The sequence below is a fragment of the Dyella dinghuensis genome, from assembly GCF_003977615.1.
Lineage (GTDB): Bacteria > Pseudomonadota > Gammaproteobacteria > Xanthomonadales > Rhodanobacteraceae > Dyella_B > Dyella_B dinghuensis.
In genome coordinates, this window is record NZ_RYZR01000006.1 from 350,107 (window position 1) to 372,894 (window position 22,788).

General features: G+C 56.7%; 19 protein-coding genes. 9 read left to right on the forward strand and 10 right to left on the reverse strand.

The annotated features are described in order from the left end of the window. Positions 1 to 268 precede the first annotated feature (268 nt). Both EKH79_RS18945 and EKH79_RS12565 read left to right on the forward strand, forming a co-directional pair. Positions 269 to 784, forward strand: a complete 516-nt coding sequence (locus EKH79_RS18945) for a hypothetical protein (protein WP_199754290.1) — start codon at positions 269 to 271, stop codon at positions 782 to 784. 1,064 nt (positions 785 to 1,848) lie between these two features. After that, positions 1,849 to 4,314, forward strand: a complete 2,466-nt coding sequence (locus EKH79_RS12565) for a GH92 family glycosyl hydrolase (protein WP_126674166.1) — start codon at positions 1,849 to 1,851, stop codon at positions 4,312 to 4,314. A gap of 76 nt (positions 4,315 to 4,390) precedes the next feature. Here EKH79_RS12565 and EKH79_RS12570 read toward each other — a convergent pair whose 3' ends face one another. Next, positions 4,391 to 4,984, reverse strand: coding sequence for a hypothetical protein (locus tag EKH79_RS12570; RefSeq protein WP_199754292.1), 594 nt, complete (start codon positions 4,982 to 4,984; stop codon positions 4,391 to 4,393). Between the two features lie 84 nt (positions 4,985 to 5,068). Here EKH79_RS12570 and EKH79_RS12575 point away from each other — a divergent pair, with 84 nt between their 5' ends. The 5 genes from EKH79_RS12575 (at position 5,069) to EKH79_RS12595 (ending at position 11,962) form a co-directional block, all read left to right on the forward strand. Continuing rightward, positions 5,069 to 6,064, forward strand: coding sequence for a helix-turn-helix transcriptional regulator (locus EKH79_RS12575; protein ID WP_126674167.1), 996 nt, complete (start codon positions 5,069 to 5,071; stop codon positions 6,062 to 6,064). 3 nt (positions 6,065 to 6,067) lie between these two features. After that, positions 6,068 to 7,579, forward strand: coding sequence for a peptide MFS transporter (locus EKH79_RS12580; protein WP_126674168.1), 1,512 nt, complete (start codon positions 6,068 to 6,070; stop codon positions 7,577 to 7,579). A 5-nt stretch (positions 7,580 to 7,584) separates the two neighbouring features. After that, complete coding sequence (locus EKH79_RS12585; RefSeq protein ID WP_199754294.1) at positions 7,585 to 9,108, forward strand: FAD-dependent monooxygenase; 1,524 nt, start codon at positions 7,585 to 7,587, stop codon at positions 9,106 to 9,108. Positions 9,109 to 9,158: 50 nt separating this feature from the next. Beyond that, the gene (locus EKH79_RS12590; protein WP_199754296.1) at positions 9,159 to 10,559 is read left to right on the forward strand and encodes an alkaline phosphatase family protein; all 1,401 of its coding nucleotides are present in this window, start codon (positions 9,159 to 9,161) and stop codon (positions 10,557 to 10,559) included. 1,019 nt (positions 10,560 to 11,578) lie between these two features. Continuing rightward, on the forward strand, positions 11,579 to 11,962 hold the full coding sequence (locus EKH79_RS12595) for a nuclear transport factor 2 family protein (protein ID WP_126674170.1): 384 nt from the start codon (positions 11,579 to 11,581) through the stop codon (positions 11,960 to 11,962). Between the two features lie 126 nt (positions 11,963 to 12,088). Here the strand turns inward: EKH79_RS12595 and EKH79_RS12600 are convergent, their stop codons facing one another. Continuing rightward, entirely contained in the window at positions 12,089 to 12,655 is a 567-nt protein-coding gene (locus EKH79_RS12600) for a hypothetical protein (protein ID WP_126674171.1), read from the reverse strand. A gap of 99 nt (positions 12,656 to 12,754) precedes the next feature. Continuing rightward, positions 12,755 to 13,168, reverse strand: coding sequence for a TIGR03067 domain-containing protein (locus EKH79_RS12605; RefSeq protein WP_126674172.1), 414 nt, complete (start codon positions 13,166 to 13,168; stop codon positions 12,755 to 12,757). Between the two features lie 436 nt (positions 13,169 to 13,604). Here EKH79_RS12605 and EKH79_RS12610 point away from each other — a divergent pair, with 436 nt between their 5' ends. Beyond that, positions 13,605 to 15,254 (forward strand): MASE1 domain-containing protein, encoded by a 1,650-nt coding sequence (locus EKH79_RS12610; protein ID WP_126674173.1) that lies wholly within the window; start codon positions 13,605 to 13,607, stop codon positions 15,252 to 15,254. Here EKH79_RS12610 and EKH79_RS12615 read toward each other — a convergent pair whose 3' ends face one another. After that, a complete protein-coding gene (locus EKH79_RS12615) occupies positions 15,255 to 15,701 on the reverse strand; it encodes a hypothetical protein (protein ID WP_233590296.1) in 447 nt (148 codons plus the stop codon). It abuts the gene before it with no gap. 525 nt (positions 15,702 to 16,226) lie between these two features. Here EKH79_RS12615 and EKH79_RS12620 point away from each other — a divergent pair. Then, complete coding sequence (locus tag EKH79_RS12620; protein ID WP_233590297.1) at positions 16,227 to 17,054, forward strand: alpha/beta fold hydrolase; 828 nt, start codon at positions 16,227 to 16,229, stop codon at positions 17,052 to 17,054. Between the two features lie 117 nt (positions 17,055 to 17,171). Here the strand turns inward: EKH79_RS12620 and EKH79_RS12625 are convergent, their stop codons facing one another. From EKH79_RS12625 to EKH79_RS12645, 6 genes are all read right to left on the reverse strand, one after another. After that, positions 17,172 to 17,699, reverse strand: coding sequence for an SLOG cluster 4 domain-containing protein (locus tag EKH79_RS12625; protein ID WP_126674175.1), 528 nt, complete (start codon positions 17,697 to 17,699; stop codon positions 17,172 to 17,174). Between the two features lie 106 nt (positions 17,700 to 17,805). After that, entirely contained in the window at positions 17,806 to 18,027 is a 222-nt protein-coding gene (locus EKH79_RS12630) for a hypothetical protein (protein WP_126674176.1), read from the reverse strand. A 231-nt stretch (positions 18,028 to 18,258) separates the two neighbouring features. After that, positions 18,259 to 19,305, reverse strand: coding sequence for a sulfotransferase (locus EKH79_RS12635; RefSeq protein WP_126674177.1), 1,047 nt, complete (start codon positions 19,303 to 19,305; stop codon positions 18,259 to 18,261). Between the two features lie 125 nt (positions 19,306 to 19,430). Beyond that, positions 19,431 to 19,580 carry a hypothetical protein gene (locus EKH79_RS18880; protein ID WP_158621248.1) on the reverse strand — a complete coding sequence of 50 codons (150 nt, stop codon included), beginning with the start codon at positions 19,578 to 19,580 and terminating at the stop codon, positions 19,431 to 19,433. A 109-nt stretch (positions 19,581 to 19,689) separates the two neighbouring features. After that, the gene (locus EKH79_RS12640) at positions 19,690 to 20,427 is read right to left on the reverse strand and encodes an EAL domain-containing protein (protein WP_126674178.1); all 738 of its coding nucleotides are present in this window, start codon (positions 20,425 to 20,427) and stop codon (positions 19,690 to 19,692) included. Next, positions 20,414 to 22,594, reverse strand: coding sequence for a sensor domain-containing diguanylate cyclase (locus tag EKH79_RS12645; RefSeq protein ID WP_126674179.1), 2,181 nt, complete (start codon positions 22,592 to 22,594; stop codon positions 20,414 to 20,416). The genes EKH79_RS12640 and EKH79_RS12645 overlap by 14 nt, the downstream gene beginning before the upstream one ends. Between the last annotated feature and the right edge of the window lie 194 nt (positions 22,595 to 22,788).

The following is a 22,788-nucleotide window of genomic DNA, read 5'->3' on the forward strand; positions in this document are numbered from 1 at the left end:
CCTTTGAATCAATTCATCGGAATTGACCAGCTCGTTTATACGCGACTTACCCCACAGCAGGGTCTTCCCCAAGCTTCTGCACTATAGAACACTGCTATCCGTCATTTGTTGACGAAATCACAGATCGCCAGCATGTTACCCAAATTCCCCTAGACGGAAGACCCCCCCAAGGGATTACATTATCGTGCCTCTGGTAGGGAGTGCCCTGCGCCTTCTTCCGAAGGCTAAAAAGTGTCTGGTTGCGCACACATACAGGAGAGGGATACGCATGAGTCGCACAGGAGCGTGGATAGGCGCGTGCTTGCTTGGCCTAGTTTTAAGCGGATGTGGCCACCAGGCGCCCGGTAGTTCCGGCAAGTCTGATGTACCATCCTCGCCCTCCACAACGGCAGCCCCCGCACGACCAACCGCTGCTGCCGATGAAAGTACTTGGGGTAACTATCTGGCTGAGCAAGGCAAGCGGCACGCTGATGGAGTCAGTCAACATCCTTACATTTACGTCATCCCTAGGGGTGACGGCGTAGGTGCAACAGATCGCCGAAAAAATGAATTGGATTCCATCGATCATAGTATCGGCCCAATCCTGATGCCTGGCGGCATGCTCATACTTGGTGGTCCTGATGTGCAACAAACCACTGCCTTCATCACTGAACTTTCCAAAACTGCGAAAGCCGATGCACTTAAAGGCATCGTCGTGCTAGTTGTGACCGAGCCATCGCAAACAGACGGCGTGAAAAGTGCCTTAAAGCCAACGGGCGCCACCGTACGTGTGGCGACAATGTAACGAGCATTAAAAATCTGGCCAATAATTGTGCTCGTTCTTCACCTTAGTCTTTCTTTGAAAGGCTATAGCGTAAATAGCGTCTTGCGACTTGTATGCGGCGTGTACTCAGCACCCGCCGCTCTGAGATTGCTCCTGATGAGTACATGCTAGACATCATTCAGATGAATCATCCTGCGCGCGCCCGTGAATGCCGGTCCTGATCTGACATCGCAGAAGGTGCCACTGCGTTAGCCGACTACCTTCCATCAATCGAGTGACCCGAAAGGGTCTATATCCGCACGTCTTCCTCCGACGACCAAGAGTTCACGCTTCCCTTAAGATGTGATCTAGCTCTCTATGGTAAAGCACTGGATGACCGCGACCGTGGAGCAATTGATCTAGTAAAGATGCATATCCGGCAGGTGGCAAAGCTAGAAAAACATTAGGGCTGGTCATTCGTACCGGCAGCGAACGCGACAAGTGCGTGCTGCGCAGATATCCGAACAAGCGCGCAAGCTCGACTCAGTACATCAAAAGATCGCTGAAAGACTTCTCGGCGATCGGGATCCAGAAGACATTTGCCCGCTGGCTCACCTTTTGCGTAGAGCCGCAGACGACGCAATGGAATGGGTTAAATCACTCAAGTGAGCGACGTCCGGTCACCGTTCCTGCTTGCTTGGCTATCAGTTCATCGACAATTGCTGCCGGTTCGTAATTCCTTGCAGGACAGAGGAGACGCGACCCTTCCGTTTGGCGGCAGGGTTAAGTAGTTACGACACGATTACGGAAAAAGCGACACAGTTACGCAACACGGACAATTTCGCACAAAATTGCGCACTTGCTGCGGCGCAGCGCATTTTCATAAAAATGCATGTCTATTAGTTAGTTACGGCTGACGCAGAAAAATTTGGATCGAGACAAATTTTTCGTTTACAGTCGTATGGCTGGCGGATGGGGGAACGCCCGATTCGTCACAGCGGTTGAGTGCGCTTTGCGGGTGATCGGGGTGGAACGCCTGTCCCGGTGATTTGTCGTTAGCGCTTCTGCTTCGTCCAACGACAAATTTGTAATTCGGGAGAGCCCGCATGGTGTCACGCCGTCAGTTTCTGCAAGGCATGGGTGCAGTTGCATTGTTGAGTACCGCGTTGCCCGGCGTCGCTGCCGAATTGGGCGAGACCGTCGGAACGAAGAAGCGCGCTCTTGCTGCGGCGATGCAATCGCATGGCGTATCGCAATACGTCGACGTCTTTATTGGTACCGGCGGACATGGCCACACGTATCCGGGTGCGTCGATGCCGTTCGGCATGGTGCAGTTGAGTCCCGATACGAATGATGCCGGTTGGGATGCGTCGTCGGGTTATCACCAGGCCGATGGTTCGATCATGGGTTTCTCGCACACGCATCTCAGCGGCACGGGTGCGGCGGACATGCTCGATGTGCTGGTGATGCCCGCGCAGGGACCTGTGCTGTTGCAACCGGGCGAGCGCGGTTTGCCGGATGCGAACTATCACTCGCAGTTCGATGGCGCAGCAGGCTCTGGGCCGCAATTGACGGTGAACAATCACGCGCATCCGGGCAAGGGCTATCGCTCTCGTTACGACCGCGCGTCTGAACATGCGCGGCCTGGTTATTACAGCGTGCATCTGACCGATCACAACATTCGCGCGGAACTCACCGCTGGTCTGCGCGCGGGTCTGCATCGTTATACCTTCCACGGTGAAGGTAACGGACATCTGCTGGTCGATTTCGCGCACGGTTTCCATGACGACTACAAAGTCCCGTGCAAAGTCACCGATGCCGAGTTGCGCGTGGTCGGCAACGACACCCTGGTCGGTACTCGGCGCGTGCATCAGTGGGCGGATGGGCGTTACATCTATTTCGCGATGAAGGTGTCGCGACCGTTCTCGCAAGCCACGCTCTATTCGGAAGATGTGGCAGCACCTAGTGGTACCGGCGAGGTAAAGGGCACGCATCTGAAAGCGGCGCTGCATATCGACGATGTCGCAAAATCACCGGTAATGGTGAAGGTAGGCATTTCCGGCGTAGATATCGACGGCGCCATGCGCAATCTCGACGCCGATATTCCCGGCTGGGATTTCGACGGACTCCAACAAACGGCCGCCGATACGTGGGAGCGCGAACTCAGCCGCATTCGCGTGCAAACATCGTCCAAACGCGATCTGCGCGTGTTTTACACTTCGCTCTATCACACGATGTTGGCGCCGACGCTTTTCAGCGATGCGGATGGCCGCTATCGCGGGATGGATTTGAAGATCCACCAGCTGCCGCAGGGTCAAAACAACTACAGCACGTATTCGCTGTGGGATATCTACCGCGCACAGGCGCCGCTGCTCACGTTGTATCAGGCTGATCGCGTGCCCGATTTCGTCAACTGCCTGGTGCGCATGGCGGAAGAAAGTCCGGATGGTCCGCCGGTGTGGCCGCTGCAAGGTGTGGAAACCGGTTGCATGATCGGCTACCACTCCGCCGTGCTGATCGCCGAAGCGCAAGCCAAAGGCTTCACCGGCATCGATTACGCCAAAGCGTGGCCGATCTATCGCAAGCGCGCGATGGACGACGATTATCGCGGCCTGCCCTACTACCGCAAGATGGGTTACATCCCCAGCGACAAGGAAGGCGAAGCCGTCAGCAAGACGCTTGAATATGCGTATGACGATTGGGCCGTCTCGCACATGGCAGCAGCGGCCGGCGCGAAAGATGACGCCGAAGCCTTGCGCCGTCGCTCACGCAATTATCGCAACGTGTTCGATAAGAAGATGAATTTCATGCGGCCGCGTGGCTCGGACGGTCAATGGCTGGAGCCGTTCGATCCGCATGGCATGGGTCATTCCAGCCAGTGGCGCGATTTCACCGAATCCAATTCATGGGAAGCCACCTTTCTCAATCAGCATGATTTGTATGCTTACATGAGTATGTTCGGTGGGCAGGACGTTTTCGAACGCAAACTGGATGAGCTGTTCACCACCAGCTCGAAACTCCCGCCGGATGCACCGCCGGATATCGCCGGCATGGTCGGCCAATATGCACACGGCAACGAACCGAGCCATCACGTCGCTTACCTGTATGCGTACACCGGTGCGCATTACAAAACGCAGGCACGCGTGCGCATGTTGACGGAAACGATGTATCCGCCGGATCCCGATGGCCTGGCGGGTAATGAAGATTGCGGCCAGATGAGCGCGTGGTACGTGATGAGCGCGCTGGGTTTGTATTCCGTCGATCCAGTCAGCACGAATTATGTGTTCGGCAGCCCGCTCCTCGATCATGCGGAAGTGTCGCTTGCGAACGACCGCAAGTTGATCATTCGCACGATCGACAACGGGCCGGCGCGTCCCTATATCCAATCCGTGACGTGGAACGGCAAACCGTGGACGCGCAGCTGGATCAGCCATGCCGAACTTGCGGCGGGCGGTACGCTGGAGTTTCAGATGTCCGACAAGCCCAATATGCAATTCGGCGCATCGCCGAACGATCGGCCGCCTTCATTTGATGCGCCGGCCAGCGAAGTCATTTCGCTCGATGCGACTTAATCACTCCCCTCACGGGTGATATGGCGAAGCCCGATGCGATTCGCGGTCGCATCGGGCTTTCTTGTATGTGGCGATGTTATGAGCCGATCTTGGTGAAATCGGTCACCCAGTTCGTCTCCCAGGTTTTCCCGCCGTCGCCGGAGAACGCCTGTTCCCAACGCGCCGTCGTTGCAGTGATGTGCGACCAGGTGAAACGCACTTTGACGGGTTTGCCGCGTAGCGTGTCATCGGCATAGAACAAACCGATGCCGTTGACGAAGCGGCCCTTTACCGCCGGATCGAGCGGTGCCGACGGTTCACGTCCATCCAGCCACCAGATATTCCACAAGCCGGTTACGCCATCGTAGGAACGCAAGGTCACACCATGATACGAACCGCCATTCGGTATGACGAAAATGCTCTCGTCGACATTGGCCCAGCCGTTCATCAGTGGGCGTACGTTGATGGTGCCATCGAATTCAATCCAGTCGTGGCTGCCCATCAGACGCTCCGCCAGCTTGCGGTGATGTGCGCGCCAGTTACCGAAGTAGAAGTCGAAAGCGTGCAGTCCGGAAAGGTTCGGTGTGGGCGCCGGTGCCTTGGGATAGTCCTGCGAAGCGAAAGCGGGGGCTGCAGCTCCAATGGCAAAAGCGATACTGGCCGCGGTGAGCATGTTGCGGAAGCATTTCATGAATAGGTCCTCCGTCCGGTTGTGCTTCCCATCATGTCGCGCTAAATATGTCACCTGGTGTCATGTATTTTTGCGGGGTCAGAAATGCTGGCCAGCCGTCTTCTGTCGATCCTGATGCTGCTGCAGACGCGCGGCCGCATGAGCGCGAGCCAGTTGGCGGAAGAACTGGAAGTGACGGTTCGTACCATTCATCGCGATATCGATCAGCTGAGCGCTGCGGGCATTCCCGTGTATGCCGATCGCGGCCGCAACGGCGGATTCCAGTTGCAGGACGGCTATCGCACGATGCTCACAGGCCTCAATCAGTCCGAAGCGGAAACGTTGTTTCTTGCTGGTCTTCCTGGTCCCGCCGCGCAAATGGGTTTGGCCGATGTGCTTTCCACGGCGCGATTGAAGTTGTTGGCGGCGCTTCCGTCCAACATACAGCCGAGCGCCGAACGCATCGCCGCCCGCTTTCATCTCGATACGGGCGCATGGTTTCACAGTGTCGATCAATTGCCCGCGCTGCCGGTCATTGCGCACGCTGTTTGGGGCGAACGCATGCTGAAGATGCGTTATCACCCCTCGGGGGAAGTCGATACGCGCGTGCGCAAGGTGGCACCGCTGGGGCTCGTGCTGAAGAGTGGTATCTGGTATCTCCTCGCGCAGAATAGTCGCTCGGTCTGCACCACGTATCGCGCGGCTAACATTTACGACGCCGAAATTTGCGACGAAACATTCGTACGGCCAAAGCAATTCGATCTGGTCGCGCACTGGGAAAATAGCGTGCGCGAATACGAAGCGAACGTCTATCACGATTACGCCGATGTGTGGCTCTCGCCCGTAGGCTTGAAACGACTGAGTTTGCTAGGCCCTTACGTAACCAGCGAAGCAGCAAAGACCGCCAGCAAGCCGGATCGAAATGGCTGGGTGCGCTGTCGATTGCCGATTGAATCGATCGATTTCGGTGTACGTGAATTGCTTCGGCTCGGCGATCAAGTCGTCGTACTAGGACCGCCGCACTTGCGTTCGGAGCTCGCGCAGACTGCCGAACGTATTGCAAAACTTCATGTGGGCCAAGCCTCCAAGCGTGGGCGTTGACGCATGAACCCCACATCGCACTCCACGCGGACGCGCCCTTTCCTCACGATCTTGCTATTCGAGTTTTGGGAACGCGTCGGCTATTACGGCACCGCATCGCTGATGGTTCTATTCATGATCCAGCGGTTTGGCATGCACGATGCCGATGCCAACGTTTCTTGGGGAACATTTGGCGCCTTGCTGTTCGCTGCCCCCGCGGTTGGCGGCTGGATCGGCGATCGCGTACTCGGCGCGAGGCGCTGCGTCACATTGGGCGCGGGCGTGCTTGCACTCGGTTACCTTTTGCTCACGCTGTCCGGTGCTACCTTTCGGAACATGTATCTGGCACTCGGCTTGATCATTGTCGGCAGCGGCCTGTTCAAACCGAATGCCTCCAATATCGTGCGCTGCGTCTATGCAGGTGCCGACGCGAAAATCGACAGCGTCTTCACGCTCTATTACATGACGAACAATATCGCGGCTGCCTTTGCCGTGTTATTGACACCGTGGATCAAGGATCGGTGGGGTTGGAATGTCGCGTTTGCGGTGTGCTTTGCCAGTGTGATTGTCGGTCTGCTCAGTTATGCCGTTATGAAACGGTCACTGACAGGTATGGGCTCGATGCCGGATACGCATGCGCTGCGATGGCATCGGTTCCTGGCCGTACTTGTTGGAAGTCTGCTGAGTGCATGGGCCATCGCGTTCGTCCTGCAAAACAACACTGTGGCGCTTGCGTGTGTGCGGATGGGCGGCATCGTCACGCTGGGTATATTCGGCTACATGATTGCGAACGGGTCGCGCTCGGAACGTGCTGGACTGATCGCTGCATTAGTGCTCGTTGCCGAGGCACTGCTGTTTTTCATCTTCTATCAGCAAATAGGGACCTCGCTCACTTTGTTTGCACTGCGCCACGTCGACTGGAACCAGACACTGTTCGGCAGGCATGTCTTTACGTGGTCGCCGGCGCAATATCAGGCAGTCGGCGCGTTGTGGATCATCGTGCTTTCGCCGCCCCTTGCGTGGATCTATCGGCAACTCGCCAAGCATCGAGGTGATCTACCCGTTGCTGCGAAATTTGTGCTTGGTTTTCTGGCCGTTGCGACAGGCTTCTTTATTTTTGGATGGAGCAACCATGCCGCAGTGAACGGCAAGGTCTCGTCCTGGTTCATGATCTGCGGATACGGGTTTTATTCCCTGGGCGAACTGCTGGTCGCGGCGTTGGGGCTCGCCATGATCTCGCGCTACGTCCCTGCGCGCATGGCGGGCTTCATGATGGGCGCGTTCTTCGTTGCGGCGGGTATCGCTCAATATCTTGGTGGCGTCATCGCCAACTTCGCCAGTGCTCCGCAGAGTGACGTGGATATCGGCGCGGGTCTCGCCCTGTACACCAAACTTTTCAATCATCTGGGCTTTCTTGCACTGGCGGGAGCCCTCGCAGGATCGGCGTTGCTACCTTTGCTGAAGCGTTTGTCTATCGCACATGACGCCGCACAGCATCATTCTGAAAGCCATCTGCCTGATCAGGCGACGAGGTAATCATCATGCGTACCGACGTTTTGATTATTGGTGCAGGCCCGACCGGTCTTGTTCTGGCTCTATGGCTCACCAAGCTTGGCGTGAAGATTCATATCGTCGACAAGACGTCGGAACCGGGAACGACGTCGCGCGCGGTGGCCGTTCAAGCGCGAACGCTCGAACTTTACCAACAGCTCGACCTCACCGATGCGTTGCTCGATGGTGGACACAAGGTGCCGGCGGTCAATTTGTGGGTGAAGGGTGAAAAAGCCGCGCGCGTCGGCTTTGAGACGGTTGGCTCCGATCTCACACCGTATCCGTTTTTGAATATTTTTCCGCAGGACAAGCACGAGCGACTGTTGATCGACCGGCTGGAAAGACTCGGCGTGACCGTCGCACGAAGCACGGAGCTAACGCGTTTTACGGATGAGGGTGGCCGCGTCACTGCGCGCTTGCGCGGACCGGATGGTACGGAAACCGATTGGGAAGCTGCGTATATCGCTGGCTGCGACGGTGCGCGTTCGCTGGTACGCGAAACACTCGGCACCGGTTTTCCAGGCGGTACTTATCGGCAGGTCTTTTACGTCGCCGACGTGGAAGCGACGGGACCAGCTTTCAATGGCGAGTTGCATATCGATCTTGACGAAGCCGATTTCCTCGGCATTTTTCCGATGGCCGGTGAAGGCCGCGCACGGCTGATTGGTACGGTGCGCGACGAGCGGGCGGAACATCCGGAGTCGCTGAAGTTCGAGGATGTGAGCGACCGTGCCATTCAACACCTAAAAGTGAACGTCAAGACCGTGCACTGGTTTTCTACGTACCGCGTGCATCATCGCGTTAGCGAACATTTCCGACACGGCCGTGCGTTTCTGCTCGGTGACGCGGCACACATTCATAGCCCGGCGGGTGGTCAGGGCATGAATACCGGTATTGGCGATGCGATCAATCTGGCATGGAAGCTTGCGGCCGTACTGACGGAGCAGGCGCCTGAAGCGTTACTCGACAGCTACGAAGCCGAGCGGATTGGTTTTGCGCGTCGCCTGGTGGCGACGACCGATCGTGTGTTCACGTTCGCAACCGCCGATGGTCCCATCGCCAATGTCGTGCGTACGCGCATCGCACCGCTCGTCGTTCCTGTGCTTGCGCGCTTTGATGCATCGCGTGATTTTATCTTTCGCACCGTGTCGCAGATCATGCTCAATTATCGGGGCTGTCCGCTGAGTGTCGGAACTGCCGGCCAGGTTCACGGCGGAGATCGCCTGCCCTGGGTCGGCAGCGATACGAACAATTTTGCAAGCTTGTCGCAGATGCGCTGGCAGGTTCATGTTTACGGCGAGGCGAGCCCCGCGTTAACCACGTGGTGTACGGAGCACGATCTGCCGCTGCACGTCTTCGCGTGGCAGCCGGATTTCGAATCCTCCGGGCTCGCGAAGAACGCGCTGTATTTGCTTAGACCCGATACATACATCGCGTTCGCCGACACATCCGGCACGCCGGAGTCGCTGGATCAATACTTCCGATCTCGTGGCTTGAGAATATCCAGCCGGTGAAATCAAGCGGTCTTTTTCTTTCTTCCTACACAAAGCTCTCAGGGGATGTCATGCGTAAGGTATGTGGTTTGGCGTTTGCATGGGTCATGTTGGCGGGTTGCGCGAACGTCGGCACACAGCACGTGAACACGGCAGTTGCGCCGACGGTAGCGAACAACGCGGTGAACGATGGCACGGCCGCCACGCACGGACCAATTGTGGTGCTTATCACTATCGATGGCTTTCCGGCACGCGCGCTGGATGATCCGCGTCTACCCATGCCAACGTTGCGCATGCTGGAAACCAATGGCGCACATGCTGATGGCATGAAACCCATCAATCCTACGATTACGTGGCCGAATCACACGACGCTTATCACGGGTGTGAATGCGAGCGAGCATCATGTGATGGCCAACGGCTACATCACGCCGTCGAACGGAGCAACGCTGGAGGTCGACCCATGGGTGCCCAAGAACGAACTCGTGCATGCGCGCACGCTCTACGACGCGGCGGTGGAACAAGGCATGTCCACGGGCCAAGTGGATTGGGTGGCCATCTCGGATGCAAAGAATGTGCGCTGGGCATTCGCCGAAGTACCCGATGCCGATGGCCCGATTGCGAAGGACCTGATCGATCAAGGTTTGGTCACGCATGATGAGCTGGCGAATTTCCATAAAAGCAGTCCGGCATGGACCGACGAAATATGGACCGACGCGGCCATCGACATCCTCACGAAACACACGCCCAATTTGCTGCTATTCCATCTGCTGCAAACCGATACCTTGCAGCACAAATACGGCACTCTGACGCCTGCTGCATATGCTGCTTATGCGTACGCCGACACGTGCCTTGCAAGGCTTATCGACGCCGCACGCGCAGCGGGCCTGCTCAACCGCATCACGTTCATCATCGCGTCGGACCATGGCTTTGCGAACTACACGCATATCATCCACCCGAATGTGGCGCTTGTTCAGATGGGGTTGTTGCATAAGAAAAACGGCAGTTATGCGGGTGATGTCTGGTTCCTGCCCGAGGGTGGCGAAACATCGCTGTATATCAACAACCCATCCCTGCGCCCGACGCTGGTACCAAAACTTAAAAAGTACTTCGCAACGGTTCCCGGTGTCGCCGGTGCTTACACCAATGAGGAAGCGCAGGCATTTGGTATCGCTTCACGCCAGACGACACGCCAAGGACCTGACCTCTATGTCGTCGCCAAGCCCGACTACGCTTTCATGGGCGGCACGGATGAACCTTTGGTCGAAGACATTACACCGGCGCGTGGCAGTCACGGCTATCTCAATAGCGACCCTGACATGCAAGCGCTCTTCATCGCATACGGAGCACATATTCGACCCGGCACGGATCTTGGCCCTATAACGAATCTCTCGGTCGCACCGACCATTGCCAAACTGCTCGGCGTATCGTTACCTGCGGCAAAGCAAGCACCGCTTTTGCAAATGCTGCAGTAGTCAGCTTTCTGAAAAAGAGACCCGGCGAAAATCGCCGGGTCTTCGAACGTACAGACGGTTTGGTTAAAGATTCCGACCAGCGGCTCGCTTTCCGAAGTTGCCTGCTGATTGACCGATAACGATGCTTACTTGCAAGTGCAGATGAAGCGGTGATTCATCGGATGACTTTCGTTGCGGATGGTGATGATTAGATCGGCTGCGGAATATCCGATCCCGTCGACGATTCGTTATCGCACAAACCTTGCTGCGCCAGCGCATGAGCGATCTTGTTTTCCAGTTGACCGCTTTTGCTATCCATCAAAAGTTTATCCAGCGACGATTTATCGAGCATTGCCAACATCTCGCACAAAATTTGCGAAGCACAGAATGCCGGCGCAAAGCCCGTCCCATAAATCAGACGAAAGGTTCGAACCTGCGCATCACCGAGTTGCTTTGCTATTTCATGCCCCTTGAACCAGTGGTGCAGACACGCGTGTGATGAAGCTTTTTTCCCCATGACGTACCCCCTGCTTTGTACTGCGCTACCGCGTCTTCTTTATCCTTTTCATACATAAGTCGTGCCAATGAGCTTCCGGTTGGCTGTAGTTGCCGGGAATCCGGGAAGAAATCGGGGATTGGGATGCTTGAGGCGATCTACGGCGCCGCGCCGCATGAAAAGCCTGCTTAGGACGGCACTTTGTCAGCGGGAAACCAGGCGCTTGTCCGGGCCGATGCGCATGTCTTATTTGGTCAACGTGCCCTTGTGGGCGACTGTTTGCGCATTGTTTGAAGGTATCCCCGGTGGAGGCCAACGGTACTGTGCCGGTGCCGCTAACGTCGATGTTTCCCTCTAACAAGAAACCGATGCGATGCTTCACGAGGAAGTTGCATTGTTGCGGATACTTGTATGCCCGCTTGGCTAAGCGCAACCTAACTATCCGCCCGAGCAGATGCGCGTGTCGCATGACGCTTCAATCGGGCGTTACGCGTGTGCCAGGCGTTAGTGCGGTAAGCACGCGCACTCACAATGGAGGCCAGTGATGGACGTGCAAAACATTCGGATGGCTATCGATCGGCATTGGGCTGCATCCGCTGCGGGTGATCAGGTTACCGAACATGAGATCTATCACGACGATGCCATATGCGAGTATCCGCAGTCAGGCGAAATCATCCATGGTCGGTACAACCTGCAGGCGCTGCGCAGCCATCATCCAGGTAAGCCCTCGGGATTTAAGATTCGACGTATCGTAGGCGAGGGCAATCTTTGGGTTAGCGAGTATGTGATCACCTATCAAGGTAAGCCCGCGTACACCGTGAGCATCATGGAATTCAGGGACGGAAAGGTCGCGCACGAAGTCCAATATTTTGCCGATCCATTCGCTGCACCCGCTTGGCGTTCTCAATGGGTCGAACTAGAGGCGTAATCAAGACGCGAACCGAGATCGAACCACTCGCATGCGCCGTGTGCGAGATGCATCGTTCATTGGAAATTTGCGACATCGGCATGCCGACATTCTTTTTAATTTGAAGAGAACGAGTGCCCGGCGCGATCAAGCCACGGTGTCGACAAATACACCGCGCAAGCCAGAGACACCGCTTTCGCTAAAGTTACGTGCCAGCGTTTGCAGAAACAGCGGCAAGCTTGGGATAGTGCTGCCTGTGGCGTCGGCCGATGTTTCGGATGACGAACCGAGTGACGACCAAAGATTTTCGAAGACCGTCGTCAAACTACCCGTACCGCTTGCCGCGGCCGACGCGCTGCCCGAACTGGAACTCAGTGACTGAGCCAGATTGGAGTATGTCGACGCAACGTTCTTGTACTGCTGTACCTGCTGCGACGCCTGCGGCGGCTGCGACAGCGGTGCGAACTGCTTGGCGCTCGTTGCATTTTCGCTACTGGAGGCAGTCGTGCCGCGTGCGGGGGTTAGTCCGAGTTGCGCCATCGCACCTGCAATAGCCGACGCTAACGAACTCGCATCTGTGGGCGACGTACCCGGCTGGACGACGAGAGCCGCCGTTGTCGGCGCGTTAAGCTCTTTTTTGTGATGGTTATAACGGGGTGCGACGACACCACTGACGGGCTGGGACTGCGTACTGCTAATGCTTGAAATAGTCATAACAGGCAGCCCGGTCTGGACAGTGAGCGTTGCTATATTACCTCGCCAATCCCCTCCTGCACGACGTGGGCGGTTAGGGGTGAAAAACCGGCACCTCGCCTAACGCCGCCTTCGCTCGAACGTTCGCATGGTCTGACCCAATGTGGTCCGGAAGGTCGTGGGCCGGGCGCACCCTTCATCGCCTGCGATAAAGACAAACCGATCTCCTTCCAACTGGTAGCTGGCCGGCAATAACTTGCCCTTGTCGGCCCCCATCGAATCGACCCAATCGATTGCTTTGGGCCGAATGGACGCATTCAACGTAAACGTGCCTTCCAGAAGCAACTCGCCCTGAACCGTCCGAACCGCAAAACGACGACCGCTAAAGGTGGTCAGTGCGCCGGGAGCCCCATGCTCATCGGGTGGATTGATCTCGCCATCGGCCTCATGGGCAACTTGTTCCCAGATGCCTTGCAATGCGGCTAAATCGTTCTCTGACTCGTCCAATGGCGTGTCGTTGAATGGCAGGTGCATCTTTTGTCCTTACTCACGTGGCGGCAACCGTGCATGTCTGCTTTGGATCGAAGGCAAAGGAAAGAGTTAACGTCATAGGGTTCAAGTATGTCGTTTCTATGCTCCCTATGACGCTGAAGAATAAAAGGCGCGATAAGTACGAATCTTCTATCGAAAGCGCCGATGGCCTATGCAAAAGAGTGGTGGAATTAGCGAGAATGCACGGGGTCGCAGGCATTGCGGCCGGCGACTGGTCATGGAGTCCACTTTCGACCCCATGACCCGCCGATTCGCGCTTATTTTGTGACGCAGTTTGTGTAGACGCCCTTCACGCAAAGGGTGCCCGGCACCGTTAAAATCGCGAGCGGAAATGCTAAGCAGGACTAGGGTTTAAGAGTATTGAATGCTTGGCCGATAACAGGCCGTGCGATGGATTTCATTCCACGGGGGAGTGGGAATGGGGAAGATTCAAGGCTGGGTATTACCGCGATGGGCTGAGCAATTGGCCGTTGTCGCCGTATACGTTGCCCTCTACGCAATGATTCGCCCCCTTTCCGACGCTCACTGGGCGCTCGGCGCCGGCTTGCGTCTTTCTTTCCTGCTTTTGCTTCCTTATCGGTACTGGCTGGCCTTGGCAGTCGCCGATACCGCGACGATGGTTCCTTTGGTTCTGCGTTGCGGCCCCCAATTCGGGCTCGCCTGGTCGCTTACGATCCTGCCGCCGCTGACAGGATTTGCTATGCCCGTGGTCTGGGCCTGCAAAGAAAAACTTTCGCTTTTCCCCACGAAGCGTCTGGTCAATTTCCAGACCCTCATCCTGTGCGCATTTTCTTGCGCGGCGGTTTGGTCGCTTTACAACTTCGGAACCCTGGTCGTTATTCCCAATCGTGGGTATGACCTCACGCCGCTTCTGCTGAGCTCATTTTTCGTTGGCACTTACGTAGCGGTCCTGACCATCGTCCCCTGGGTGATCATGGTCAAGCTCAGCTACCGCCAAGGCCTTCTCTCCAGCTCTCTGCGTGGTTTCCTGAAGAGCTCTTTGGCATTTGATGCAGGTTTGGTCCTCATCCCTTCGCTGCTCATCTTGTCCTGGTTGACCGCGCACACGACGGGTGAAAACAAACCCATATGGGCACTCTTTATGTTTGCCCCGGTCGCCTGGCTGACGTTGAAGCACGGTTGGCGCGCCAGCGTGCTGGGTGGAACGTTGACGGTGGCAAGTATCAGTTTGTTGTTCACCTGGACGGGGAATACGCCTGATAGCGAAGTGGTCCAGGTTCAAGCCATCATCGCTTTTGCCATTACCTGCCTCATTGCCATGGGTGCGCGCATCTCGGCGATGAATGAAGCCGACGCACAAGAAAAGGCCAATGCGCGGCAAGCTATGCGTTTGGCCAAGCAAAGTGTGGCAGTCAGTGAATTGCGTTTGCGCCAAGCCTCGGAAACGCTGGAGCAAGTGTGCGGGGAGATGCAACTCAGTCAGAACCGCCTTCTGAATCGCTTCCGCATGATGCTTCCTGTCAATGAAAGTCAGTTGTACACCAAGCAGGCGGTGAGTGCCCAGGAGAAGGTCTATCAACTGGCCGATGCCATGCACCCGATTGCGTGGCGCAGGAGTGGTCTGCCGGCCGCTTTAAGAGAAAACATCGGCCGTGCTCTCGATGAACTCGGCATCGCCTACAGCTCTCGCATCAAAGGCCGTGGGTTGAGTGGCGTGGGAGCTAGTCTGCACACCACGATTTATCGCCTGGCATGCGAATCGGTTGTTTATATCGGCGGTAATCTGCGTTGCTCTCGCATCCAATTGCTATTGAGAGGTGCAGAGATTGATGGGCAGCGCATCATCGTTCTGCGCGTGGAAGGCTTTGTCGAAGATGGCGCAACGGTCAGCGCTTTCAATTTGGAAGGCCAGCAAAAGCAATTGGCTTCAAAGTTGGGTGCCACCGGTTTAGATCTGCATGCCATGCGGGACAGTGTGCGCCTGTTCAATGGCGAGTTGCACGTCAAGCCGATGAATCAACAAATTCGCATCACTGCCCTCTTGGTGGATGCGGAAAAAGAAAGGGAGCACAAGGCTCCCTCTCCCTTGCGTCTGTGGGCAGGTTAATTAACCGCCCCGTCCGCCCGAGCATTGCGCGGACGCCGAGCAACCTGCTGCCATGAACTGCGTCGTGCCGTTCGATTGCGGTGTGGCAGTGATTTGAATCTGGCTATCACTGTAAACCGTCGTCGTCGTGCTCGTTGAGGTGCTCGACGAAGACGTATTGACGTTCTGAGAGTCCACACCTACTGGCAAAACGATGGTGGCGCCACCCGTCGTGCCGATGGCGGCATGAACGGTACCGTTGGTGTCGTTGATTTGCACGTACTCAACACCGTTGAGAAAAAACACATACGCATGCCAGTTCGGACTCTGGCTTTGGTCTGCCACATTCGGCCATGCCTGCCCCAAGGCAGAGGCTTGTGCCGGTGCGGCGGTCTGTGCAAACGCAGAACCGGTAAACGCTATCAGGGCACAGCAGAGCCCTCCGCGCAGGGTCATTTTCAATCGCATACTGCCCCCTTCTCTCAAAATTCGTTGGCACTATTGCCTAGATAAATTTAGCAGCAAAACACGCATGTGCCTGTGCCAACGGGCGCAAAATCACGCCCTATTCACCCTCTGGCTATTCCATGCCGGAAATAGACGATCGCCCTCACAAATCCTTGACGCCACGTCAAGGAAGGGGTTAACGGATATACGAGCCATGGGGGCTCAGGCCGATAGCGGGCCCCTATCCGGCGATAACAACCGCCCCCATTTTCGTCATCTGCGCCCGATGGCCAGATCATTTTCACGAATTTTTCAAAGGCTGTTTGCAATGAGCGTCGCGATGCGCCTTGAGAAACACATCCTTTAGATTCTGCAGTCCGTTGTAACGAGCAAAGCGCATGATGGCATCGATGTTCGATGTCGTAGATCCATATCGGAGGCAGCGCCGCGATGGCCGTGCCACTGGCCATGCCATTTCTCTCAACGGCCGACGCCTCCACTGCCGCACCGGCCAATTCACTTAAACCTGGTATTGGAGACTCACCTATGAAGAACACCATTACAACGAAGGATGGCGTCGAAATCTTTTATAAGGATTGGGGCTCGGGTCAGCCGATCGTCTTCAGCCACGGGTGGCCTCTTTCGGCGGATGACTGGGATGCGCAGATGATGTTCTTCTTGCAACACGGCTTTCGTGTCATTGCGCACGATCGCCGTGGTCACGGCCGCTCGAGTCAAACAGCCGATGGCCATGATATGGATCACTATGCCGCTGATCTTGCCGCGTTGACGGAGGCGCTGGATCTGCATGATGCCGTACATATTGGCCATTCCACCGGCGGTGGCGAAGTGGCGCGCTACGTCGCACGTCACGGCCAGAAGCGGACGGCGAAGCTGGTGCTCGTGAGTGCAGTTCCACCCATTATGTTGAAGACCGCAAACAACCCGGATGGGTTGCCTATCGAGGTATTCGATGGATTGAGAAAGGCGTCGCTCGATAACCGGGCGCAGTTCTTTCTCGATGTCCCAACCGGACCGTTCTACGGCTTTAACCGCGCTAACGCGAAGGTCTCCCAGGGCATCATCCAGAATTGGTGGCGGCAAGGCATGATGGGTGGTGCAAAGGCTCACTACGACTGCATCAAAGCCTTCTCCGAGACCGATTTCACGGATGACCTCAAACAGATCTCACAACCGGCGCTCGTCCTGCACGGTGACGATGATCAAATCGTTCCCTATAAAGATGCGGGCGTGTTGTCGGCAAAGTTGCTAAAGAATGCGACGCTCAAAATTTATCCGGGTTATCCGCATGGGATGCTTACAACGCACCCCGACGTTTTGAACGCCGACATTCTTGCATTCATCAAGGCATAGCGACGGCCAAACGGAGACGCCAGGGAAGGCGTCGAACGTCTCATGGCCAACTTCGTTATGCGAATGCATAAGGACGTTGTGCGCATGTCGCAGACCGTCGACATGAGACAGATGAAATTATCGACGCTCGGACCTGAGCAAACCTAGCGTGTCGAGTTGGCTCTCAAGAGCTTCCATCGAGCCCCACGGCAGGATAGGTGAATTTTGCCGTTCGTCTGGCGGATTCTGGACCAATCCATCAGACCAGCCGCCGCAGCCCACGAGCGGTAACAACGGCCGGCGATGCAACCACGCAAGACAGACTTCCGAGATGGTGCCGGCGCGGCCTCCGATGACAATGCACGCATCACCGGCGAGTGCCATGATCAGATTTCTTGCATCGCCCATTCCGCACGGTATGACAACGGTTGCGGGCCAGTCTGGTCCCGGCATATCCGCGTCCGTGATGACACTGACGACTATTCCACCAGCAGCCTGAGCACGTTGCGCCGCGATACGGGTCGCTGGGCTTCCGCATCCGCTGATGACGGTAATTCCTAAACGAGCGAGTAGCTCCCCGGCCTGTCCCGCGAGATCGTAGGCCTTCGATCCTGGTTCTGCACTTCCCAACACGCACACTTGAGGTCGGCGAATGGTACTGATCATGTCTGTCCTTATGGCAGCGCAGCTCACGTCCTTGATGATAAGTTTTTTCGCTCGATGGATCGCGCCCTATTGAAGGCAGAAGCCTTTACGCGATGTCCGCTTTGAATCAAAACCAGGTTTCGACAAGGCGATGATCGTCACTGGGCATGCGCGGACAAACGGTAAGCCCAGGCGGCATCCTTTTGCGCAGTTCTTCCAGGGAGTGCGCGATCAGCTTTTCACCCGTGGGCTTTTCGACCTGGAAACGCTGCGCGACGAAGCAGTCGGGATGCTCCGGCGGATATTGAAGGACGATCCAGATAGATAGCGTTTCGTTGCTCATCGTCATCAGCGTGATGCGTATTCATCAGCGACATCTCTGTCACTGGCCATATCGGCGACAACTCGGATCCCTTGATGCTGGGAGGCTCCGACAACGGTTGTACACACCATTGTTTCGTAGTGTGCTCAAAGGGCGGGTGAACCGGCATCCCTTCGCGTTGGCTTGCGTTCAATGAGTGCATCGCTAGTTATTGCGATCAGCGATCTGTTCGAGGCGCGTTGCATTCACTCGAATGATTCACACGAGATGATGAAGCAATGCCATCCCAGGCGCGCAAGCCGATTCGAGGCGCGCACGCTCATCGGCAGGCAAATTCACCCATTTCGGCGGATTCTTCCGCACGCGCGAAGCGGCCTGCGCAAGCCACGCAGGATCGTCCAAACCGGGATCCATGAAACGAACGACGCGCCGAAGCTCGGTGTAAGGCGCATCGAGCATCGATTCGTAACGCACGTGGAGAACCCGTTCGGCGGGAACGTTTTCCAGCAGTTTCAGGCCCACGGTGATCATCTCGGACCACGCCATGCCGATCGGTGCGATCGGTAATTCGAAGCGCTGGAACACATCAACGTCGAAGCTCTCGGGTACCAGCCCTCGCCAGGCCTGCGGGAGATCCGCGGGCGCCTGATACGTCGGCGAGAGATACGGTGCCGAGCCGAACCGTTGCTTGAACATCGCGCCGATCATTCCCATCCGCATCGGCGCAAACCGGCTCGCCGAGACGGCAAACTCTCGGCCGTCGCGAAAGACGTGGATGAATTTGGCCGCCGGAAAGAAGTGGGACAACGGGTGAACCAGACCGAGCGAGGCGCCTGAACGCTCGCACCAGACGCGACGTCCCAGACGTGCGCACAACCACTGGAAGACGTTGAGGTACTGCCGGTGGATATGATCTTCCGGCAACGATTGCACGAAGACGCCCAATTCGTCGTGGAGTCCGTCGGGATCTTCCGTCAGCGGCGGCAGTGTCATCGCCAACAACGGCGGAATGCCCGTCTCGCGGAAGCGCAACGCGGACGCGAGTGGATACCGAAACTCGTCGATGGCAAGACCGCGCTCCATCAGGCGAAGCCATGCCGTATGGCGAGGACGCGGTTCGCTCAACATCGACCAGAACGCCGGGCCGTCGACGGGATCGTTCTGGAAGCCCAACGGATGAAGCGCGTTGAACAACTCCGAGAGACTCAGCACATCCGGATGCTGCGAGAGCAGATCAGAAAGCATCGTCGAACCGGAGCGGCCCGTGCTGACGATGAAGAGAGGCGCCTGGGACTGTGTTGTCATGACAATGCGCCCATTGTCGCGAATCCCCGTGAAGTGTTCGTCATCCGCTGCGATGGGTCGTCATGACCGTACGGTTTTCTCGTTTTGTTTTTCGAACGCCGCCAGCGAACGCTATTCAAGGGTGCCTAGATCAATGACCGTATGAAGTTGAGAACCGGATCGAAAAATGTTTCGTGCATGCGTTCGGCGAAAATAAGAATTACGCAGATGGCGACCAAGACAAACATGAGCGCCTTGCCGACGGTGCTCAATACCTTCATGAGCGTCACTTTCATGGCGTCCCCTGCTCCTGGCTAGCCTATCGGCCTTTGCAGATAGTCGCGCTATCGGCAGCCGATTGCGAAGCGGAAGCTTACTCCTATTTCCAACGCCAAGAACCGTGGATTACGCGTTGAAATGTGGCAGCGGTAACGCTTCCACCTGCGGTCGGGCGAAAAGATAACCTTGCTGCAGTGGAATGCCGAGATCGTGCAGCGCAAGGGAGTCGTCCGCGGTTTCTACGCCTTCGGCGATAATTTTTATCCCAAGCTCGTCGCACATGCTTACTGTATGACGGATGATGGCGCGCCGGTTCTTGTCGAGCGAAATACCTTTGATCAGCGCGAGATCGAGCTTCAGCAGATCCGGTTGGAAATCCGCCAACAGATTCAACCCTGAGTACGCCGCGCCGAAATCATCGATGGCGGTGAGAATGCCTTGTGCGCGATACGCTTTCAAAACCACGAGCAAGCGATCGAGATCGGCGACGGCTTCCTGTTCGTTGACTTCGAAAATGATGCGCGAGAGCGGCCAATCGACACGTTTTGCTGCCGCCACCGTGCCCAGCAGGCAGTGATAGGCGTCGTACACCGCATTGGGCATGAAGTTGATGGACAGCAGCGCCGGCGGTTTCAACCGGCCCGCCCATTCGAGCGCCGTAATGCGGCACAGCTGGTCGAATGCAAAGCGGTTTACGTCGTCGACCGTGGAAAGAATGTCGCTGGCCGATGCGCCGTCCTGACCGCGCACAAGTGCCTCGTGCGCAAACGTCGTCTTGTCGATGACGTTAATGATCGGCTGAAACGCCATGGTAATGGCCCGCTGGAAAACACTTCCGTCGCGGCAGCGCTCACATGTTCCCATTTTTCTCACCCATAAACAGGCCGCCGGTCACAAATCGATAGGTGTTTCTGCCGGCCTCCTTGGCCAGATAGAGTGCTTCGTCCGCGAGTTTCATCAATGCGTCCTGGGTTGCCGATCCTTTGAAGAAGACAGCACCCATACTGATGTGCACGTCGATGCAGTGGCCGCCGGTGCGTACGGCGACGTGTAACTTTTCCCACAATGTGCGCACAAACGTTTCGGCGGCAACCTCTGTCCCGACGTGATCGCACAGGACGACAAACTCGTCGCCACCGATGCGCGCCACGACTGCGCCTTCGTGCATGAAGCCTTGCAGACAACGGCCTACTTCAGCCAATACGAGATCCCCGGCGGCGTGGCCATAGGTATCGTTGATGGCTTTGAAATTGTCGACGTCGAGCACGGCCAGCAGCGTGGGCGCCCGGCGCTGGCATGTCTGCCTTAACAGCGAGGCCGATTGCTCGTTGAAGTAGCGGCGATTGGCCAGGCCGGTCAGTGCATCTTGATGGGCGAGCCGAAGCAGCTCGCGTTCCACATTTTTGATGTGCGTGATTTCGGTCGTCAGCGCGTACACGCCGCGCACATGCCCTTTGGAATCCTTATCGGGCACATAATGCGTCTGAAAGTGCAGCAACCTGTTCCGATAGGTGGCTTCATATTCGAACCAGACGGATTCGCCTGCGTATGCGCGGTCCAGATATTCCTTGAGCTGATCGTAAAGCACGGCGCCACGGATTTCCTTGACCGTTTTTCCGATCATTTCCGTGGGTGCTTCACCGGACACCTGCTCGACGAAACGATTGATGTACGTGTAACGCTCGGACATATCGATACGAGCAATAACGGCCGGCACGTTGTCGGTAATAGTGCGAAGCTGCGCCTGGCTCTCTGTCAGCGCCTGCTGTATCTGTACGCGTTGCGTGACGTCTCTACCGGTGTAGATGATTTCTGTCGAACCGTCGCCTTCCGGGCTTTCGACGAGTCGTGCGAACGCTTCGATCCAAAGATAGTGGCCGGCACGATGTTGCAAGCGATAGGTTGCGGTCGTTGCACCGCCCAGCCGGCGCAAGGTGGCGACCACATCGGCAATGCGCTGGCGATCGTCGGGGTGAATCAGATCGGGGCGCGGCGCCATGAATTCCTCGACGTCCCAGCCCAGCAGCTCCTTCACGGATGGCGATACATAGCGACGATCGCCATTGGGACGGATGCGCATGACCAGATCGCCGCTGTTGTCGGCGAGCATGCGATAACGAATTTCACTGTCGCGAACACGTAGCTGCAACCGATCCTGCTCCACCAACGCCAGCGACACCGGCAACGCGATGAGGCATGTGACACCGATAAAGACCTGCGCCATCACCACCTTCAATGCAGGTGTTGCGTCGTGCACGAGGTTGAACGGCCCGATGTCGAGCGCGGTCACGGTGCTGGTAATCAACGCGACAATCGCAATGCCGATTACCAAGCCTGCAAAGCGATGGCGGAAGATCAGCAACAGCAAGGGCGGGTAGATCATGAACAGCAAGGGGTATCGCGACACGGCAAATGCCACAACCGATATCGCCGTCAGCAACAACAGATGCAAGACGAGCGACAAGGGCGTGCTGGATGAATTGACCAGCCGCCTTCCTCGCGTCACGACCACGATGGATGTGGTCGCCGCGATGATCATGCCCAACAGGTGCGCCCGGAAAATCGTATTGAAGCTGATCCAGAACGCCAGATTCGGCCAGACATGCGTGATCGCGGCGACCGTGAAGGCCGATAGAAGGCAGGCGCCCGCGGCACTGATCAGGGCAACGCGTGCCAGATCGGTAAAACGTGTTTCCTGGGTAATGACGGGAAAGTGACGCCTGATGGCCAAAGTGACCATTAGCGTCTCTAGGAGATTGCACAAAGCCAGTGCCAGGGACGGCATGAACGGGAGGTCTCCCACAAACTCCCTGGCGGCGAAGTAGCCCAGAAAACCGGCTATCAGCAAAGGCCAGGTTTCCCGCAGCGGCCTTTGAATCAGCACCCCGATCATGGCGCCGTTGGTGAGCCACAAGCACGCTGGCGTGTGTGTGTAGCGGGCCAACATAATGGAATACAGCGAAAGGACCCCGCTCAAGGCGAACAGGCCCACTAGCTGCCAAACCATTGCTGGCGCGCGCTTCAATCGCATTGTTGAATCCCGGATTCCCTTTTTTGGCAGTCGTGGCTGCCGTGCAGTCTTGTTAGCTAAGCAAGACTTCTGCCATGGGCCGGGATGGAGGGGCGGTGCCGTGCTCGGACAGGTTGCGGAAGGGCTCGCTTAACAAACCCGGTTCAGCTTTCGGGGCTGGGCTGCTGTGTGATGTATTCGTGCCGGATGGCTGG

Bases quoted from the DNA above. Each gene is read 5' to 3' on its own strand.
- EKH79_RS18945 (WP_199754290.1), top strand. From the start codon at position 269: ATGAGTCGCACAGGAGCGTGGATAGGCGCGTGCTTGCTTGGCCTAGTT.
- EKH79_RS12565 (WP_126674166.1), top strand. From the start codon at position 1,849: ATGGTGTCACGCCGTCAGTTTCTGCAAGGCATGGGTGCAGTTGCATTG.
- EKH79_RS12570 (WP_199754292.1), bottom strand. From the start codon at position 4,984: ATGAAATGCTTCCGCAACATGCTCACCGCGGCCAGTATCGCTTTTGCC.
- EKH79_RS12575 (WP_126674167.1), top strand. From the start codon at position 5,069: ATGCTGGCCAGCCGTCTTCTGTCGATCCTGATGCTGCTGCAGACGCGC.
- EKH79_RS12580 (WP_126674168.1), top strand. From the start codon at position 6,068: ATGAACCCCACATCGCACTCCACGCGGACGCGCCCTTTCCTCACGATC.
- EKH79_RS12585 (WP_199754294.1), top strand. From the start codon at position 7,585: ATGCGTACCGACGTTTTGATTATTGGTGCAGGCCCGACCGGTCTTGTT.
- EKH79_RS12590 (WP_199754296.1), top strand. From the start codon at position 9,159: ATGCGTAAGGTATGTGGTTTGGCGTTTGCATGGGTCATGTTGGCGGGT.
- EKH79_RS12595 (WP_126674170.1), top strand. From the start codon at position 11,579: ATGGACGTGCAAAACATTCGGATGGCTATCGATCGGCATTGGGCTGCA.
- EKH79_RS12600 (WP_126674171.1), bottom strand. From the start codon at position 12,655: ATGACTATTTCAAGCATTAGCAGTACGCAGTCCCAGCCCGTCAGTGGT.
- EKH79_RS12605 (WP_126674172.1), bottom strand. From the start codon at position 13,168: ATGCACCTGCCATTCAACGACACGCCATTGGACGAGTCAGAGAACGAT.
- EKH79_RS12610 (WP_126674173.1), top strand. From the start codon at position 13,605: ATGGGGAAGATTCAAGGCTGGGTATTACCGCGATGGGCTGAGCAATTG.
- EKH79_RS12615 (WP_233590296.1), bottom strand. From the start codon at position 15,701: ATGCGATTGAAAATGACCCTGCGCGGAGGGCTCTGCTGTGCCCTGATA.
- EKH79_RS12620 (WP_233590297.1), top strand. From the start codon at position 16,227: ATGAAGAACACCATTACAACGAAGGATGGCGTCGAAATCTTTTATAAG.
- EKH79_RS12625 (WP_126674175.1), bottom strand. From the start codon at position 17,699: ATGATCAGTACCATTCGCCGACCTCAAGTGTGCGTGTTGGGAAGTGCA.
- EKH79_RS12630 (WP_126674176.1), bottom strand. From the start codon at position 18,027: ATGACGATGAGCAACGAAACGCTATCTATCTGGATCGTCCTTCAATAT.
- EKH79_RS12635 (WP_126674177.1), bottom strand. From the start codon at position 19,305: ATGACAACACAGTCCCAGGCGCCTCTCTTCATCGTCAGCACGGGCCGC.
- EKH79_RS18880 (WP_158621248.1), bottom strand. From the start codon at position 19,580: ATGAAAGTGACGCTCATGAAGGTATTGAGCACCGTCGGCAAGGCGCTC.
- EKH79_RS12640 (WP_126674178.1), bottom strand. From the start codon at position 20,427: ATGGGAACATGTGAGCGCTGCCGCGACGGAAGTGTTTTCCAGCGGGCC.
- EKH79_RS12645 (WP_126674179.1), bottom strand. From the start codon at position 22,594: ATGCGATTGAAGCGCGCGCCAGCAATGGTTTGGCAGCTAGTGGGCCTG.